This is a genomic window from Mesorhizobium sp. (assembly GCF_041661565.1).
Taxonomy (GTDB): domain Bacteria; phylum Pseudomonadota; class Alphaproteobacteria; order Rhizobiales; family Rhizobiaceae; genus Mesorhizobium.
This window is the reverse complement of sequence record NZ_JBAZUD010000144.1, coordinates 1-12,095: the sequence shown is the minus strand read 5'-3', so window position 1 is coordinate 12,095 and position 12,095 is coordinate 1. Positions and strand designations below refer to the sequence as shown.

Below are 12,095 nucleotides of genomic sequence, written 5' to 3'. Positions count from 1 at the left end.
TGTCGAGCTGATCGTGCCGATCGCCATGGAAGAGAAGCTGCGCTTCGCCATCCGTGAAGGCGGCCGCACCGTCGGTGCCGGCATCGTCGTCACCATCAAAGAGTAATTTGGACTTAAACCGATCTGTCGCGGGCGCAGGATTTGCCCGCGCCGCGCCAGAACAAGGAAGTGACGCATGAACGGACAGAATATCCGCATCCGCCTGAAGGCGTTTGATCACCGCGTGCTCGACGCCTCGACGAAGGAAATCGTGTCGACGGCCAAGCGCACCGGTGCCAACGTCCGCGGCCCCATTCCGCTGCCGACGCGGATCGAGAAGTTTACGGTCAACCGGTCGCCTCACGTCGACAAGAAGAGCCGCGAGCAGTTCGAGATGCGCACGCACAAGCGTCTGCTCGACATCGTCGATCCGACCCCGCAGACGGTCGATGCTTTGATGAAGCTCGATCTGGCCGCCGGCGTCGACGTCGAGATCAAGCTCTAAGGGAATGAGAGCGCGGTAAGGGGCGGTGCCCCTGGCCCGGAACTCTAAAGGAATTGAACCGATGCGTTCAGGTGTGATTGCAAAGAAGGTGGGAATGACCCGCATCTACAACGATGCCGGGGAACATGTTCCCGTCACCGTTCTCCAGATGGAGAACTGCCAGGTCGTGGCCCAGCGCACGCAGGAGAAGAATGGCTACACCGCCGTTCAGCTCGGCGTTGGCCTTGCCAAGGTGAAGAACACGTCGAAGGCGATGCGCGGCCATTTCGCGACCGCTTCCGTCGAGCCGAAGGCGAAGGTCGCCGAGTTCCGCGTCAGCGCCGACAACATGATCGATGTCGGCGCCGAGATCACCGTTGACCATTTCGTCGCCGGCCAGAAGGTCGATGTGACGGGCACGACGATCGGCAAGGGTTTCCAGGGCGTCATCAAGCGCCACCACATGGGTGGTGGCCGCGCGACGCACGGTAACTCGGTATCGCACCGCACGCACGGTTCGACCGGCCAGCGTCAGGACCCGGGCAAGGTGTTCAAGGGCAAGCATATGGCTGGCCACATGGGCGACACTCGCGTCACGACGCAGAATGTCGAGATCGTATCGACCGACGCCGATCGCGGCCTGATCCTGATCCGCGGTGCGGTTCCCGGATCGAAGGGCGCATGGATCCTGGTCCGCGACGCGGCCAAGGTGGCACTGCCGGCCAATGCGCCGAAGCCCGCCGCGATCCGCGCTGTCGCCAAGAACGAGGCTCCGGCCACAGAGGGAGCGGAATAATGGATCTCAAGATCACAACGCTTGGCGGCAAAGACGCCGGCAAAGTGGAACTTTCGGACGGGATTTTCGGCCTGGACCCGCGCGAGGACATCCTGCAGCGCGTCGTGCGCTGGCAGCTTGCCAAGAAGCAGCAGGGCACGCACAAGGCCAAGGGCCGCGCCGAAATCGCGCGTACTGGCGCCAAGATGTACAAGCAGAAGGGTACGGGCCGCGCCCGTCACCATTCGGCACGCGCTCCGCAGTTCCGCGGCGGCGGCAAGGCTCACGGCCCGGTCGTTCGCAGCCATGAACACGAGCTGCCGAAGAAGGTTCGCGCCCTCGGCCTCAAGCATGCTCTCTCGGCCAAGGCCAAGAGCGCGTCGATCATCATCATCGATGAGTTGAAGCTGACCGAGGCGAAGACGAAGGCACTGATCGCGAACTTCGCGACGCTTGGCCTGACCAACGCGCTGCTGATCGGTGGCGCCGAGCTGGACAAGAACTTCAAGCTGGCAGCCACGAACATCCCGAACATCGACGTCCTGCCCATCCAGGGCATCAACGTCTACGACATTCTGCGCCGCGGCACGCTGGTCCTTTCGAAGGCCGCCGTCGAGGCTCTCGAGGAGCGCTTTAAATGACCGACCTTCGTCATTACGACGTGATCGTCTCGCCGGCGATCACCGAAAAGTCGACCATGGCCTCCGAACTTAACCAGGTCGTCTTCAACGTCGCCAAGAAGGCGTCGAAGCCGGAGATCAAGGCTGCCGTCGAGGCGCTGTTCGGCGTCAAGGTGATGGCCGTGAACACGCTTATCCGCAAGGGCAAGACCAAGCGCTTCCGTGGCACGGTTGGCCGGCAGGGCGATGTCAAGAAGGCGATTGTGACGCTGGCCGATGGCCAGTCGATCGACGTCGCGACAGGTCTCTGAGCAAGGCCGCGAGGACAGAACAATGGCACTGAAAAAATTCAACCCGGTAACGCCGAGCACCCGCCAGCTGGTCATCGTTGACCGCTCGGGCCTCTACAAGGGCAAGCCTGTCAAGGGCTTGACCGAGGGCCTGACCAAGTCGGGCGGCCGCAACAACCACGGTCGCATCACCGCCCGCTTCATCGGCGGCGGTCACAAGCGTTCGTACCGCATCATCGACTTCAAGCGCCGCAAGTTCGACGTCGTCGGCACGGTCGAGCGTATTGAATACGATCCGAACCGCACCGCCTTCATCGCGCTGATCAAGTATGACGATGGCGAGTTGTCCTACATCATCGCTCCGCAACGTCTGGCCCCCGGCGACAAGATCGTCTCCGGTGAATCGGTCGACGTGAAGCCGGGCAATGCGATGCCTCTGGCTTCGATGCCGGTCGGCACCATCGTCCACAACATTGAGCTGAAGCCGGGCAAGGGCGCCCAGGTTGCACGTTCGGCCGGCGGCTACGGCCAGTTGGTCGGCCGCGACCAAGGCATGGCGATCCTGCGCCTCAACTCGGGCGAACAGCGTGTCGTTCACGGTTCCTGCATGGCCACCGTCGGTGCCGTGTCCAACCCGGACCATGGCAACATCAATGACGGCAAGGCCGGTCGCACCGTTTGGCGCGGCAAGCGTCCGCACAATCGCGGCGTGACCATGAACCCGGTCGACCATCCGCACGGCGGCGGCGAAGGCCGCACCTCGGGTGGCCGCCATCCGGTTTCGCCTTGGGGCAAGCCGACCAAGGGCAAGAAGACGCGGTCCAACAAGGCGACCGACAAGTTCATCCTGCGCTCGCGCCATCAGCGCAAGAGCTAAGAAGAGGTAACGCCAAGTGACTCGTTCTATTTGGAAAGGCCCCTTCATCGACGGCTACCTTCTCAAGAAGGTGGACAAGGTTCGTGAAGGTGGTCGCAATGAGGTGATCAAGATGTGGAGCCGTCGCTCCACCATCCTGCCGCAGTTCGTCGGCTTCACCTTCGGTGTCTACAACGGCCAGAAGCATGTTCCCGTCTCTGTCAACGAGGACATGGTCGGTCACAAGTTCGGTGAATTCGCTCCGACCCGGACCTATTACGGTCACGGCGCGGATAAGAAGGCGAAGAGGAAATAATCATGGGCAAGGCCAAAGCTCCGCGAAGGCTTGCTGACAACGAAGCGCGCGCCGTGTTGCGCACGATCCGTATCAGCCCGCAGAAGCTGAACCTGGTTGCCGCGCTCATCCGCGGCAAGAAGGTCGCGACAGCGCTTTCCGATCTCGAATTCTCGGCCAAGCGGATTTCCGGCACGGTCAAGAAGACGCTGGAATCGGCGATCGCCAACGCGGAAAACAACCACGACCTCGACGTCGACGCACTGATCGTGGCGGAAGCCTATGTCGGCAAGTCGATCGTCATGAAGCGGTTCCATGCTCGTGGCCGTGGTCGCGCCAGCCGTATCGAGAAGCCGTTCTCGCACCTCACGATCGTCGTTCGTGAAGTCGAAGAAAAAGGGGAGGCCGCATAATGGGCCAGAAAGTCAATCCGATCGGTTTGCGCCTCGGCATCAACCGCACCTGGGATTCGCGCTGGTTCGCGAACACCGGCGAGTACGGCAAGCTGCTGCATGAGGACATCAAGATCCGCAAGTATCTTGAGAAGGAACTCAAGCAGGCCGCGATCTCGAAGGTCGTCATCGAGCGCCCGCACAAGAAGTGCCGCGTCACCATCCATGCCGCGCGCCCGGGCCTGATCATCGGCAAGAAGGGCGCCGACATCGAGAAGCTTCGCAAGAAGCTCATGGAGATGACGAAGTCCGAGACGCACCTCAACATCGTTGAAGTGCGCAAGCCGGAAATCGACGCGACCCTGGTCGCGCAGTCGATCGCCCAGCAGCTTGAGCGTCGTATCGCCTTCCGTCGCGCCATGAAGCGCGCCGTCCAGTCGGCGATGCGCCTCGGTGCCGAAGGCATCCGCATCAACTGCGCCGGCCGCCTCGGCGGCGCCGAGATCGCGCGCATGGAATGGTATCGTGAAGGCCGCGTGCCGCTGCATACACTGCGTGCCGATGTCGACTACGGTACCGCCGAAGCCCATACGGCTTACGGTATCTGTGGCGTCAAGGTGTGGGTGTTCAAGGGCGAGATCCTGGAACACGACCCGATGGCTTCGGAGCGTCGCGCGACCGAGGGTGATGCCGCGCATGGCGGTGGTGGTGATCGCGAACGCGGTCGTCGTCGCGAAAACGCCTGAGACATTTAGGAATTTGGAGTTAGAACGATGCTGCAGCCAAAGCGCACAAAGTTCCGCAAGCAGTTCAAGGGCCGTATCCATGGTACCGCAAAGGGCGGCACCAACCTGGATTTCGGTGGTTTCGGGCTGAAGGCGCTTGAGCCGAACCGCGTCACCGCGCGTGAGATCGAGGCGGCCCGCCGCGCGATCACTCGCGAAATGAAGCGCGCCGGCCGCGTCTGGATCCGTATTTTCCCGGACGTGCCGGTCACCTCGAAGCCGACCGAAGTCCGCATGGGCAAGGGCAAGGGCGCGGTCGATTATTGGGCGGCGCGCGTCAAGCCGGGCCGGATCATGTTCGAGATCGACGGCGTCAACGAGGAAACCGCCCGTGAGGCACTGCGTCTCGGCGCGGCCAAGCTCTCGGTCAAGACGCGCTTCGTGCAGCGCATCGCAGAATAAGGACGGGCTGATCATGAAAGCCGAAGACATCCGGACCAAGACCCAGGACCAGCTGACCGACGACCTGGCCAGCCTGAAGAAGGAGCAGTTCAACCTGCGCTTCCAGAAGGCTACCGGCCAGCTCGAGAAGACCGCGCGCGTGAGACAGGTCCGTAAGGACATTGCGCGTATCAAGACCATCGCCGCGGAAAAGTCCGCGGCTAAGAAGGCTTAAGGACGAAAACCATGCCAAAGCGCATTCTGCAGGGCACCGTCGTCAGCGACAAGAACGAGAAGACGGTTGTCGTCAAGGTCGAACGGCGCTTCACGCATCCCGTGATGAAGAAGACCGTGCGCATGACCAAGAAGTACAAGGCGCACGACGAGAACAACGCCCACAAGGTTGGCGATCAGGTGTTCATCCAGGAATCGAAGCCGATTTCCAAGGACAAGCGCTGGATCGTCGTGTCTTCGGACCAGGCCTGACCACCGGGCGTGAACAAGCGAATTTTGGACAGACCGGGGAGGGGCTTTGAGCCTGTCCCGTTAAGAAGAGAAGAAGGCGGCCAGTCATGATTCAGATGCAAACAAACCTCGACGTCGCGGATAATTCCGGCGCGCGTCGTGTCATGTGCATCAAGGTGCTGGGCGGCTCGAAGCGGAAATACGCTTCCGTGGGCGACATCATCGTGGTGTCGATCAAGGAAGCCATTCCGCGCGGCCGCGTGAAGAAGGGCGATGTGATGAAGGCGGTCGTGGTTCGCACGGCCAAGGACATCCGCCGCCCGGACGGCAGCGTGATCCGTTTCGACAAGAACGCGGCTGTTCTCGTCGACAACAAGAAAGAGCCGATCGGCACGCGTATCTTCGGACCGGTTCCGCGCGAACTTCGCGCCAAGAACCACATGAAGATCATCTCGCTCGCGCCTGAAGTGCTGTAAGGAGCCGGACCAATGCAGAAGATTAGAAAAGGCGACAAGGTCGTCGTGCTGGCCGGCAAGGACAAGGGCCGTTCGGGCGAAGTCCTCTCGGTTCAGCCGAAGGACGACACCGCGCTTGTGCGCGGCGTCAACCTGATCCGTCGTCACCAGAAGCAGTCCCAGTCCCAAGAGGGCGGGATCATCACCAAGGAAGCGCCGATCCAGCTGTCGAACATCGCGCTGGCCGACCCCAAGGATGGCAAGCCGACCCGCGTCGGTTTCATCTTCCAGAAGGACGGCAAGAAGGTGCGCGTCGCCAAGCGCTCGGGAGAAGTCATCAATGGCTAAGGCTCAAACCACGAAGCCCAAGGCTGAAAGCAAGCAGTCCAAGGCCCAGAACACGCCGCGCCTCAAGCAGGTCTACAACGAGACCATCCGCAAGGCGCTGCAGGAACAGTTTGGCTACGAGAATGAGATGCAGGTTCCGCGCATCGACAAGATCGTGCTCAACATGGGTGTTGGCGAAGCGACCGGGGATTCGAAGAAGCCTTCGATCGCGGCCGAGGACCTGGCGATGATCGCTGGCCAGAAGGCCGTCGTCACCCGCGCCCGCAACTCGATCGCCGGCTTCAAGGTCCGCGAGAAGATGCCGATCGGCGCCAAGGTCACGCTGCGCAAGGAACGCATGTACGAGTTCCTCGACCGTCTCGTGAACATCGCGCTGCCGCGCGTCCGCGACTTCCGCGGACTGAATCCGAAGAGCTTCGATGGCCGTGGCAACTACGCCATGGGCATCAAGGAACACATCGTGTTCCCGGAGATCAACTACGACAAGGTTGATCAGATCTGGGGCATGGACGTCATCGTTTGTACGACTGCGAAGACGGACGACGAAGCCAGGGCATTGCTCAAGGCCTTCAACTTCCCCTTCCGCCAGTAACGGCAGCGAGAAAAGGAAAAATCTGAAATGGCAAAGACCAGCTCAGTCGAGAAGAACAACAGGCGCCGCAAGCTTGCCGACCAGTACGGTCCCAAGCGTGCCGCCCTCAAGGCGATCATCATGGATCAGTCCAAGCCGATGGAGGAGCGCTTCCGCGCTCAGCTCAAGCTTGCCGCCATGCCGCGCAATTCGGCCAAGATCCGCATCCGCAACCGCTGCGAAGTCACCGGCCGTCCGCGCGCCTATTATCGCAAGCTCAAAGTATCGCGCATCGCGCTTCGGGATCTTGGCAACAACGGCCAGATTCCGGGCCTGGTCAAGTCGAGCTGGTAAGGAGGACATACAATGTCATTGAGCGATCCTCTCGGCGATATGCTGACCCGCATCCGCAACGCCTACGGCCGCAAGAAGTCGAGCGTTTCGACGCCGGCCTCGCGTCTGCGCACCCGCGTCCTCGACGTGCTGAAGGCTGAAGGCTATATCCGTGACTACAGCCAGACCGACTTCGACAACGGCAAGTCCGAAATCGAGATCGAGCTGAAGTATTTCGACGGTGCGCCGGTCGTGCGCGAAATCGCCCGCGTTTCGAAGCCGGGCCGTCGCGTCTATGTTTCGGCCAAGTCGATCCCGCATGTCGCCAACGGCCTCGGCATCGCCATCCTTTCGACACCGAAGGGCGTGATGGCCGACCATGAAGCGCGTGAACAGAACGTCGGCGGCGAGATCCTCTGCCAGATCTTCTGATCCGGCAGCTCCGCAAACTGGAATCCGGTCTTCGGATCGTTCCGAAGACAGAGACCTGAAACAAGAGAAGTGACGAGGACAACAAAATGTCTCGTATTGGAAAGAAACCCGTTTCGCTGCCGCAGGGCGTGACCGCGACCGTCAACGGCCAGACCGTGACGGCGAAGGGCCCCAAGGGTGAGTTGAAGTTCGTGGTGAACGAAGAAGTCCTGGTCAAGATGGAAGACGGCGAGATCGCTGTCCAACCTCGCGACCAGACCAAGACCGCACGCTCCAAATGGGGCATGTCGCGCACGCAGATCGTCAACATCCTGCAGGGCGTCAAGGACGGCTTCGAGAAGAAGCTCGAAATCACCGGCGTCGGCTATCGCGCCGCGCTCCAGGGCAAGAACCTGCAGCTGGCGCTTGGCTTCAGCCATGATGTCGTATACGAGACGCCGGCCGGCATCACGATCACTGTCCCCAAGCCGACGGAAATCACCGTTGCCGGCATCGACAAGCAGCAGGTCGGCCAGGTTGCGGCCGAGATTCGCGAATATCGCGGTCCTGAGCCCTACAAGGGCAAGGGCGTCCGCTACGCTGGCGAGAAGATCGTCCGCAAGGAAGGCAAGAAGAAATAGTGGTCATTGCCCCGAGAGGTTACGCACTTTTCGGGGACGACCACGCCAAGCAAGTGTAACGCCGCGGGGAGCGGTCGCGGGAGGCGCTTTCGCCTACCGCACAAGGCGGCCCCTGTTTTTTGAAGGCAAGGAAGACATCATGGGTACCAAGGAATCCACGCAGCGCCGTGCGCAGCGCGTTCGCCGCCAGATCAAGAAGGTCGCCGGCGAGCGGCCGCGCCTGTCCGTGCACCGCACGTCGAAGAACATCTATGTTCAGGTCATCGACGATGCCAAGGGCCACACCATAGCTGCGGCCTCGACGCTCGAGAAGGACCTGAAGGGTTCGCTCAAGACCGGCGCTGACACCGCGGCAGCTGCCGCGATCGGCAAGCTGATCGCCGAGCGCGCCACCAAGGCCGGCGTCAAGGAAGTCGTCTTCGACCGCGGCGCCTATATCTATCACGGCCGCGTCAAGGCGCTCGCCGATGCCGCCCGTGAAAGTGGCTTGAGCTTCTAATTCCAGGAACTTTCGCCCCCGGTAACCCACAGAGGTGCCCGGATCTTATCAGCAACCGTGCTTCCGGAAAAAAACAAGGAACAGGATATGGCACAGGAACGTAGGGATGGTGGCCGCGGCCGCGATCGTGAAGAACGCGATGACGGGATGGTGGACAAGCTCGTCCACATCAACCGCGTCGCCAAGGTCGTCAAGGGCGGCCGTCGCTTCGGTTTTGCGGCACTCGTCGTCGTCGGTGATCAGAAGGGCCGTGTCGGCTTTGGTCACGGCAAGGCGCGCGAAGTGCCCGAGGCTATCCGCAAGGCAACCGAATCGGCCAAGCGCGACATGATCTTTGTGCCGCTGCGCTCGGGCCGTACGCTGCATCACGACGTCGAAGGACGCTGGGGTGCGGGTCGCGTCCTGCTGCGCGCCGCCAAGCAGGGTACTGGCATCATCGCCGGCGGCCCGATGCGCGCCGTCTTCGAGACGCTCGGCATGCATGACGTGGTCGCCAAGTCGATGGGGTCGTCGAACCCTTACAACATGGTTCGCGCCACCTTCGACGCGCTGAAGAGCCAGATGCATCCCAAGGATGTGGCTGCCGCCCGCGGCATCAAGTATTCGACCCTTCAGGCCCGCCGCGGCACCGCCGTCGCGGCTGAAGAATAGTCGATCTGACCAGGGATTTTGACCATGGCCAAGAAAGCTACAAAGACCGTCACCGTTGAGCAGATCGGCTCGCCGATCCGCCGTCCGAAGGAACAGCGCGCGACGCTGGTCGGCCTCGGCCTCAACAAGATGCACAAGCAGCGCACGCTCGAGGATACGCCCTCCGTGCGCGGCATGATCGCCGCCGTCCAGCATCTCGTCCGCGTCGTGGACGAGGGCTGAGCGAAAGCGCAGGAGAACCCAGATGAAACTCAACGATCTGCGTGACAAGGACGGCGCGACGCATTCCAAGAAGCGTCTCGGCCGCGGCATCGGTTCCGGCTCCGGCAAGACCGCTGGTCGCGGCGTCAAGGGTCAGAAAGCGCGCTCAGGCGTCGCCATCAACGGCTTCGAGGGTGGCCAGATGCCGCTCTATCGGCGCCTGCCCAAGCGCGGCTTCAACAACATCTTCGCCAAGAGCTTCACGGTCGTGTCGCTGGCTCGCATCCAGGTTGCCATCGACGCCGAGAAGCTCGACGCCAAGGCCACCGTGACGGCAGAATCGCTTGTTGCCGCCGGCGTCATCCGCCGCGTCAAGGACGGCGTGCGGATCCTGTCCGACGGTGAGATCAAGGCAAAGCTCGCGTTTGACGTTGCCGGCGCCTCCAAGGCGGCCATCGAGAAGATCGAAAAGGCCGGCGGTTCTGTCAAGCTGCCGGAGAAGAAGGCGGCTGCCGAGTAACGGCGATCTGAAGCGCGGTCGGCAAGGGCGGTTTCCGCTTCTGCCGATGATCGCGCTTTGATCCGCTCAATCAGGTGGCCGCGTCAACGCGGCCGCTTGCATGTTTAGGGCCCGGGGCTTATCTCGTGAGCTTGGGTGAGACGCGCCTGACCTCACGGGCCATCAAGCGTTACCAAGCGGAGAATCAGGCATGGCTTCGGCTGCTGAACAATTAGCCTCGAATCTGAATTTCTCGGCCTTCGCCAAGGCGGAGGATCTGAAGAAACGCATCTGGTTCACCATCGGCGCGCTGCTCGTCTATCGCCTCGGTACCTACATTCCGCTCCCCGGCATCAATCCAGACGCCTTTGCGCAGGCCTTTTCCTCGCAGAGCAAGGGCGTGCTCGGCATGTTCAACATGTTCGCCGGCGGCGCCGTGCAGCGCATGGCGATCTTCGCGCTCGGCATCATGCCCTACATTTCTGCTTCCATCATCATGCAGCTGATGACCTCGGTCATCCCGTCGCTGGAAGCGCTGAAGAAGGAAGGCGAGCAGGGCCGCAAGGTCATCAACCAATACACGCGCTACGGTACCGTGCTGCTGGCGCTGGTCCAGGCTTATGGTATTTCGGTGGGCCTCGAGGGCGGCAACGGCATCGTCAGCGATCCCGGCATGTTCTTCCGCATCTCGACGGTCGTGACGCTGGTTGGCGGCACCATGTTCCTGATGTGGCTCGGCGAGCAGATCACCGCGCGCGGCATCGGCAACGGCATTTCGCTGATCATCTTCTCCGGCATTGTCGCCGGCCTGCCGCACGCCATCTCCGGAACTCTGGAGCTCGGCCGTACAGGCGCGCTGTCGACCGGCCTGATTCTCGCGATCATTGTCCTGGCCGTTGTCGTCATCGCACTCATCGTGTTCTTCGAGCGCGCTCAGCGCCGCCTGCTGATCCAGTATCCGAAGCGCCAGGTCGGCAATCGCATGTTCCAGGGCGATACTTCGCACCTGCCGCTCAAGCTCAACACATCAGGCGTCATCCCGCCGATCTTCGCCTCGTCGCTGCTGCTGCTGCCGGCGACTGTCGCGGGCTTTTCGCAGACCACCAATCTGCCGGCCTGGGCAAGTACCGTCCTGGCCTCGCTTGGCCACGGCCAACCGCTCTACATGGCCTTCTACGCTGCGATGATCGTGTTCTTCGCCTTCTTCTACACCGCGATTGTCTTCAATCCGAAGGACACCGCCGACCAGCTCAAGAAGCATTCGGGCTTCATCCCGGGCTATCGTCCGGGCGAGCGCACCGCCGATTACATCGATTACGTTCTCACTCGCATCACTGTCGTCGGCGCCATCTATCTGGTGCTGGTGTGCCTGCTGCCGGAGTTCCTGATCTCGGCGACTGGCGTACCGTTCTACCTCGGTGGCACATCGCTTCTGATCGTGGTCAGTGTCACGCTTGATACCGTCGCGCAGATCCAGGGGCACCTGATCGCGCATCAGTATGAAGGCCTGATCAAGAAGTCGAAGCTGCGCGGGGGGAAGAAAGCCAGATGAGGTTGATATTGCTTGGGCCGCCAGGGGCGGGCAAGGGGACACAAGCACAAAGACTGGTAGAGAAACACGGCATACCACAGCTCTCGACGGGGGACATGCTGCGGGCTGCCGTCCAGGCCGGTACCGAGGTCGGCAAGCGCGCCAAGGCGGTGATGGATGCCGGTGAGCTGGTGTCGGACGCGATCGTCAACGCCATCGTTGCCGAGCGCATCGATCAGGCTGATTGCGCCAAGGGTTTCATCCTCGACGGATACCCGCGCACCCTGGTGCAGGCAGATGCTGTCGATGCGATGCTTGCGCAACGTGGCATGAGCCTCGATATCGTCATCGAGCTTGTCGTGGACGATCGGGCTTTGGTCGGGCGCATCGTAAAGCGGGCTGATGACGCCAAGGCTGCCGGCCAGCCGGTGCGCAAGGACGATAATCCTGCGGTGTTCGAAGACCGTCTGCGCGAGTATTACAAGAAGACCGCTCCGCTGATCGGTTACTACTACGCCAAGGGCAAACTCAAGGCCGTCGACGGCATGGCTGACATCGATACCGTCACCGGCGAGATCGAAGCCGTGCTCGCGGCGACGGCCGAAGGGGCGAAGGCTGTAAATTAACGATTTT

Annotated in this window: 23 protein-coding genes and 1 pseudogene; all 24 read left to right on the top strand. The window is 61.7% G+C overall.

Translation table 11 applies throughout. The features are described from left to right. Positions 1-106 (top strand): annotated as a pseudogene (locus WC739_RS20980) (elongation factor Tu); the annotation flags it as partial. A gap of 69 nt (positions 107-175) precedes the next feature. Further along, a complete protein-coding gene (gene rpsJ / locus WC739_RS20975) occupies positions 176-484 on the top strand; it encodes a 30S ribosomal protein S10 (RefSeq protein WP_010909272.1) in 309 nt (102 codons plus the stop codon). Between the two features lie 61 nt (positions 485-545). Then, entirely contained in the window at positions 546-1,259 is a 714-nt protein-coding gene (gene rplC / locus WC739_RS20970) for a 50S ribosomal protein L3 (protein ID WP_372954921.1), read from the top strand. Beyond that, complete coding sequence (gene rplD / locus WC739_RS20965; RefSeq protein WP_372954920.1) at positions 1,259-1,879, top strand: 50S ribosomal protein L4; 621 nt, start codon at positions 1,259-1,261, stop codon at positions 1,877-1,879. The genes rplC and rplD overlap by 1 nt, the downstream gene beginning before the upstream one ends. Next, complete coding sequence (locus WC739_RS20960) at positions 1,876-2,169, top strand: 50S ribosomal protein L23 (protein ID WP_372954919.1); 294 nt, start codon at positions 1,876-1,878, stop codon at positions 2,167-2,169. Before rplD ends, WC739_RS20960 begins: the two co-directional genes overlap by 4 nt. Positions 2,170-2,191: 22 nt before the next feature. Continuing rightward, positions 2,192-3,025 (top strand): 50S ribosomal protein L2, encoded by an 834-nt coding sequence (gene rplB, locus WC739_RS20955; protein WP_024505067.1) that lies wholly within the window; start codon positions 2,192-2,194, stop codon positions 3,023-3,025. Positions 3,026-3,041: 16 nt separating this feature from the next. Further along, entirely contained in the window at positions 3,042-3,320 is a 279-nt protein-coding gene (gene rpsS / locus WC739_RS20950; protein ID WP_006205463.1) for a 30S ribosomal protein S19, read from the top strand. Between the two features lie 2 nt (positions 3,321-3,322). Next, on the top strand, positions 3,323-3,712 hold the full coding sequence (gene rplV / locus WC739_RS20945; protein WP_006205462.1) for a 50S ribosomal protein L22: 390 nt from the start codon (positions 3,323-3,325) through the stop codon (positions 3,710-3,712). Then, the gene (gene rpsC / locus WC739_RS20940) at positions 3,712-4,437 is read left to right on the top strand and encodes a 30S ribosomal protein S3 (protein ID WP_023672753.1); all 726 of its coding nucleotides are present in this window, start codon (positions 3,712-3,714) and stop codon (positions 4,435-4,437) included. Before rplV ends, rpsC begins: the two co-directional genes overlap by 1 nt. A 27-nt stretch (positions 4,438-4,464) precedes the next feature. Continuing rightward, a complete protein-coding gene (rplP, locus tag WC739_RS20935; protein ID WP_013531427.1) occupies positions 4,465-4,878 on the top strand; it encodes a 50S ribosomal protein L16 in 414 nt (137 codons plus the stop codon). Positions 4,879-4,891: 13 nt separating this feature from the next. Next, positions 4,892-5,092 carry a 50S ribosomal protein L29 gene (gene rpmC, locus WC739_RS20930; protein ID WP_006205459.1) on the top strand — a complete coding sequence of 67 codons (201 nt, stop codon included), beginning with the start codon at positions 4,892-4,894 and terminating at the stop codon, positions 5,090-5,092. Positions 5,093-5,103: 11 nt separating this feature from the next. Beyond that, positions 5,104-5,343, top strand: coding sequence for a 30S ribosomal protein S17 (gene rpsQ, locus WC739_RS20925; protein ID WP_010909280.1), 240 nt, complete (start codon positions 5,104-5,106; stop codon positions 5,341-5,343). An 86-nt stretch (positions 5,344-5,429) separates the two neighbouring features. Then, the gene (rplN, locus tag WC739_RS20920) at positions 5,430-5,798 is read left to right on the top strand and encodes a 50S ribosomal protein L14 (protein ID WP_006205457.1); all 369 of its coding nucleotides are present in this window, start codon (positions 5,430-5,432) and stop codon (positions 5,796-5,798) included. 12 nt (positions 5,799-5,810) lie between these two features. Continuing rightward, complete coding sequence (gene rplX, locus WC739_RS20915) at positions 5,811-6,125, top strand: 50S ribosomal protein L24 (protein WP_254817150.1); 315 nt, start codon at positions 5,811-5,813, stop codon at positions 6,123-6,125. After that, positions 6,118-6,717 (top strand): 50S ribosomal protein L5, encoded by a 600-nt coding sequence (gene rplE, locus WC739_RS20910; protein ID WP_111548980.1) that lies wholly within the window; start codon positions 6,118-6,120, stop codon positions 6,715-6,717. Before rplX ends, rplE begins: the two co-directional genes overlap by 8 nt. Before the next feature lie 27 nt (positions 6,718-6,744). Next, positions 6,745-7,050 carry a 30S ribosomal protein S14 gene (gene rpsN, locus WC739_RS20905; RefSeq protein WP_013895695.1) on the top strand — a complete coding sequence of 102 codons (306 nt, stop codon included), beginning with the start codon at positions 6,745-6,747 and terminating at the stop codon, positions 7,048-7,050. A gap of 12 nt (positions 7,051-7,062) precedes the next feature. Next, positions 7,063-7,461 (top strand): 30S ribosomal protein S8, encoded by a 399-nt coding sequence (gene rpsH, locus WC739_RS20900; protein ID WP_006205453.1) that lies wholly within the window; start codon positions 7,063-7,065, stop codon positions 7,459-7,461. An 86-nt stretch (positions 7,462-7,547) separates the two neighbouring features. After that, entirely contained in the window at positions 7,548-8,081 is a 534-nt protein-coding gene (rplF, locus tag WC739_RS20895) for a 50S ribosomal protein L6 (protein WP_372954918.1), read from the top strand. 139 nt (positions 8,082-8,220) lie between these two features. Beyond that, positions 8,221-8,580 carry a 50S ribosomal protein L18 gene (rplR, locus tag WC739_RS20890; RefSeq protein WP_372954917.1) on the top strand — a complete coding sequence of 120 codons (360 nt, stop codon included), beginning with the start codon at positions 8,221-8,223 and terminating at the stop codon, positions 8,578-8,580. A gap of 87 nt (positions 8,581-8,667) precedes the next feature. Then, a complete protein-coding gene (gene rpsE, locus WC739_RS20885; RefSeq protein ID WP_006333394.1) occupies positions 8,668-9,231 on the top strand; it encodes a 30S ribosomal protein S5 in 564 nt (187 codons plus the stop codon). 24 nt (positions 9,232-9,255) lie between these two features. Continuing rightward, positions 9,256-9,453 (top strand): 50S ribosomal protein L30, encoded by a 198-nt coding sequence (rpmD, locus tag WC739_RS20880; RefSeq protein WP_023736690.1) that lies wholly within the window; start codon positions 9,256-9,258, stop codon positions 9,451-9,453. Positions 9,454-9,475: 22 nt separating this feature from the next. Next, entirely contained in the window at positions 9,476-9,952 is a 477-nt protein-coding gene (gene rplO, locus WC739_RS20875) for a 50S ribosomal protein L15 (protein WP_372954916.1), read from the top strand. A 190-nt stretch (positions 9,953-10,142) separates the two neighbouring features. After that, positions 10,143-11,483, top strand: a complete 1,341-nt coding sequence (secY, locus tag WC739_RS20870) for a preprotein translocase subunit SecY (protein ID WP_372954915.1) — start codon at positions 10,143-10,145, stop codon at positions 11,481-11,483. Then, the gene (locus WC739_RS20865) at positions 11,480-12,088 is read left to right on the top strand and encodes an adenylate kinase (protein WP_372954914.1); all 609 of its coding nucleotides are present in this window, start codon (positions 11,480-11,482) and stop codon (positions 12,086-12,088) included. Before secY ends, WC739_RS20865 begins: the two co-directional genes overlap by 4 nt. Positions 12,089-12,095: the final 7 nt, after the last annotated feature.

Coding starts and splice junctions, on each gene's coding strand:
- rpsJ (WP_010909272.1), top strand. CDS start 176: ATGAACGGACAGAATATCCGCATCCGCCTGAAGGCGTTTGATCACCGC.
- rplC (WP_372954921.1), top strand. CDS start 546: ATGCGTTCAGGTGTGATTGCAAAGAAGGTGGGAATGACCCGCATCTAC.
- rplD (WP_372954920.1), top strand. CDS start 1,259: ATGGATCTCAAGATCACAACGCTTGGCGGCAAAGACGCCGGCAAAGTG.
- WC739_RS20960 (WP_372954919.1), top strand. CDS start 1,876: ATGACCGACCTTCGTCATTACGACGTGATCGTCTCGCCGGCGATCACC.
- rplB (WP_024505067.1), top strand. CDS start 2,192: ATGGCACTGAAAAAATTCAACCCGGTAACGCCGAGCACCCGCCAGCTG.
- rplV (WP_006205462.1), top strand. CDS start 3,323: ATGGGCAAGGCCAAAGCTCCGCGAAGGCTTGCTGACAACGAAGCGCGC.
- rpsC (WP_023672753.1), top strand. CDS start 3,712: ATGGGCCAGAAAGTCAATCCGATCGGTTTGCGCCTCGGCATCAACCGC.
- rplP (WP_013531427.1), top strand. CDS start 4,465: ATGCTGCAGCCAAAGCGCACAAAGTTCCGCAAGCAGTTCAAGGGCCGT.
- rpmC (WP_006205459.1), top strand. CDS start 4,892: ATGAAAGCCGAAGACATCCGGACCAAGACCCAGGACCAGCTGACCGAC.
- rpsQ (WP_010909280.1), top strand. CDS start 5,104: ATGCCAAAGCGCATTCTGCAGGGCACCGTCGTCAGCGACAAGAACGAG.
- rplN (WP_006205457.1), top strand. CDS start 5,430: ATGATTCAGATGCAAACAAACCTCGACGTCGCGGATAATTCCGGCGCG.
- rplX (WP_254817150.1), top strand. CDS start 5,811: ATGCAGAAGATTAGAAAAGGCGACAAGGTCGTCGTGCTGGCCGGCAAG.
- rplE (WP_111548980.1), top strand. CDS start 6,118: ATGGCTAAGGCTCAAACCACGAAGCCCAAGGCTGAAAGCAAGCAGTCC.
- rpsN (WP_013895695.1), top strand. CDS start 6,745: ATGGCAAAGACCAGCTCAGTCGAGAAGAACAACAGGCGCCGCAAGCTT.
- rpsH (WP_006205453.1), top strand. CDS start 7,063: ATGTCATTGAGCGATCCTCTCGGCGATATGCTGACCCGCATCCGCAAC.
- rplF (WP_372954918.1), top strand. CDS start 7,548: ATGTCTCGTATTGGAAAGAAACCCGTTTCGCTGCCGCAGGGCGTGACC.
- rplR (WP_372954917.1), top strand. CDS start 8,221: ATGGGTACCAAGGAATCCACGCAGCGCCGTGCGCAGCGCGTTCGCCGC.
- rpsE (WP_006333394.1), top strand. CDS start 8,668: ATGGCACAGGAACGTAGGGATGGTGGCCGCGGCCGCGATCGTGAAGAA.
- rpmD (WP_023736690.1), top strand. CDS start 9,256: ATGGCCAAGAAAGCTACAAAGACCGTCACCGTTGAGCAGATCGGCTCG.
- rplO (WP_372954916.1), top strand. CDS start 9,476: ATGAAACTCAACGATCTGCGTGACAAGGACGGCGCGACGCATTCCAAG.
- secY (WP_372954915.1), top strand. CDS start 10,143: ATGGCTTCGGCTGCTGAACAATTAGCCTCGAATCTGAATTTCTCGGCC.
- WC739_RS20865 (WP_372954914.1), top strand. CDS start 11,480: ATGAGGTTGATATTGCTTGGGCCGCCAGGGGCGGGCAAGGGGACACAA.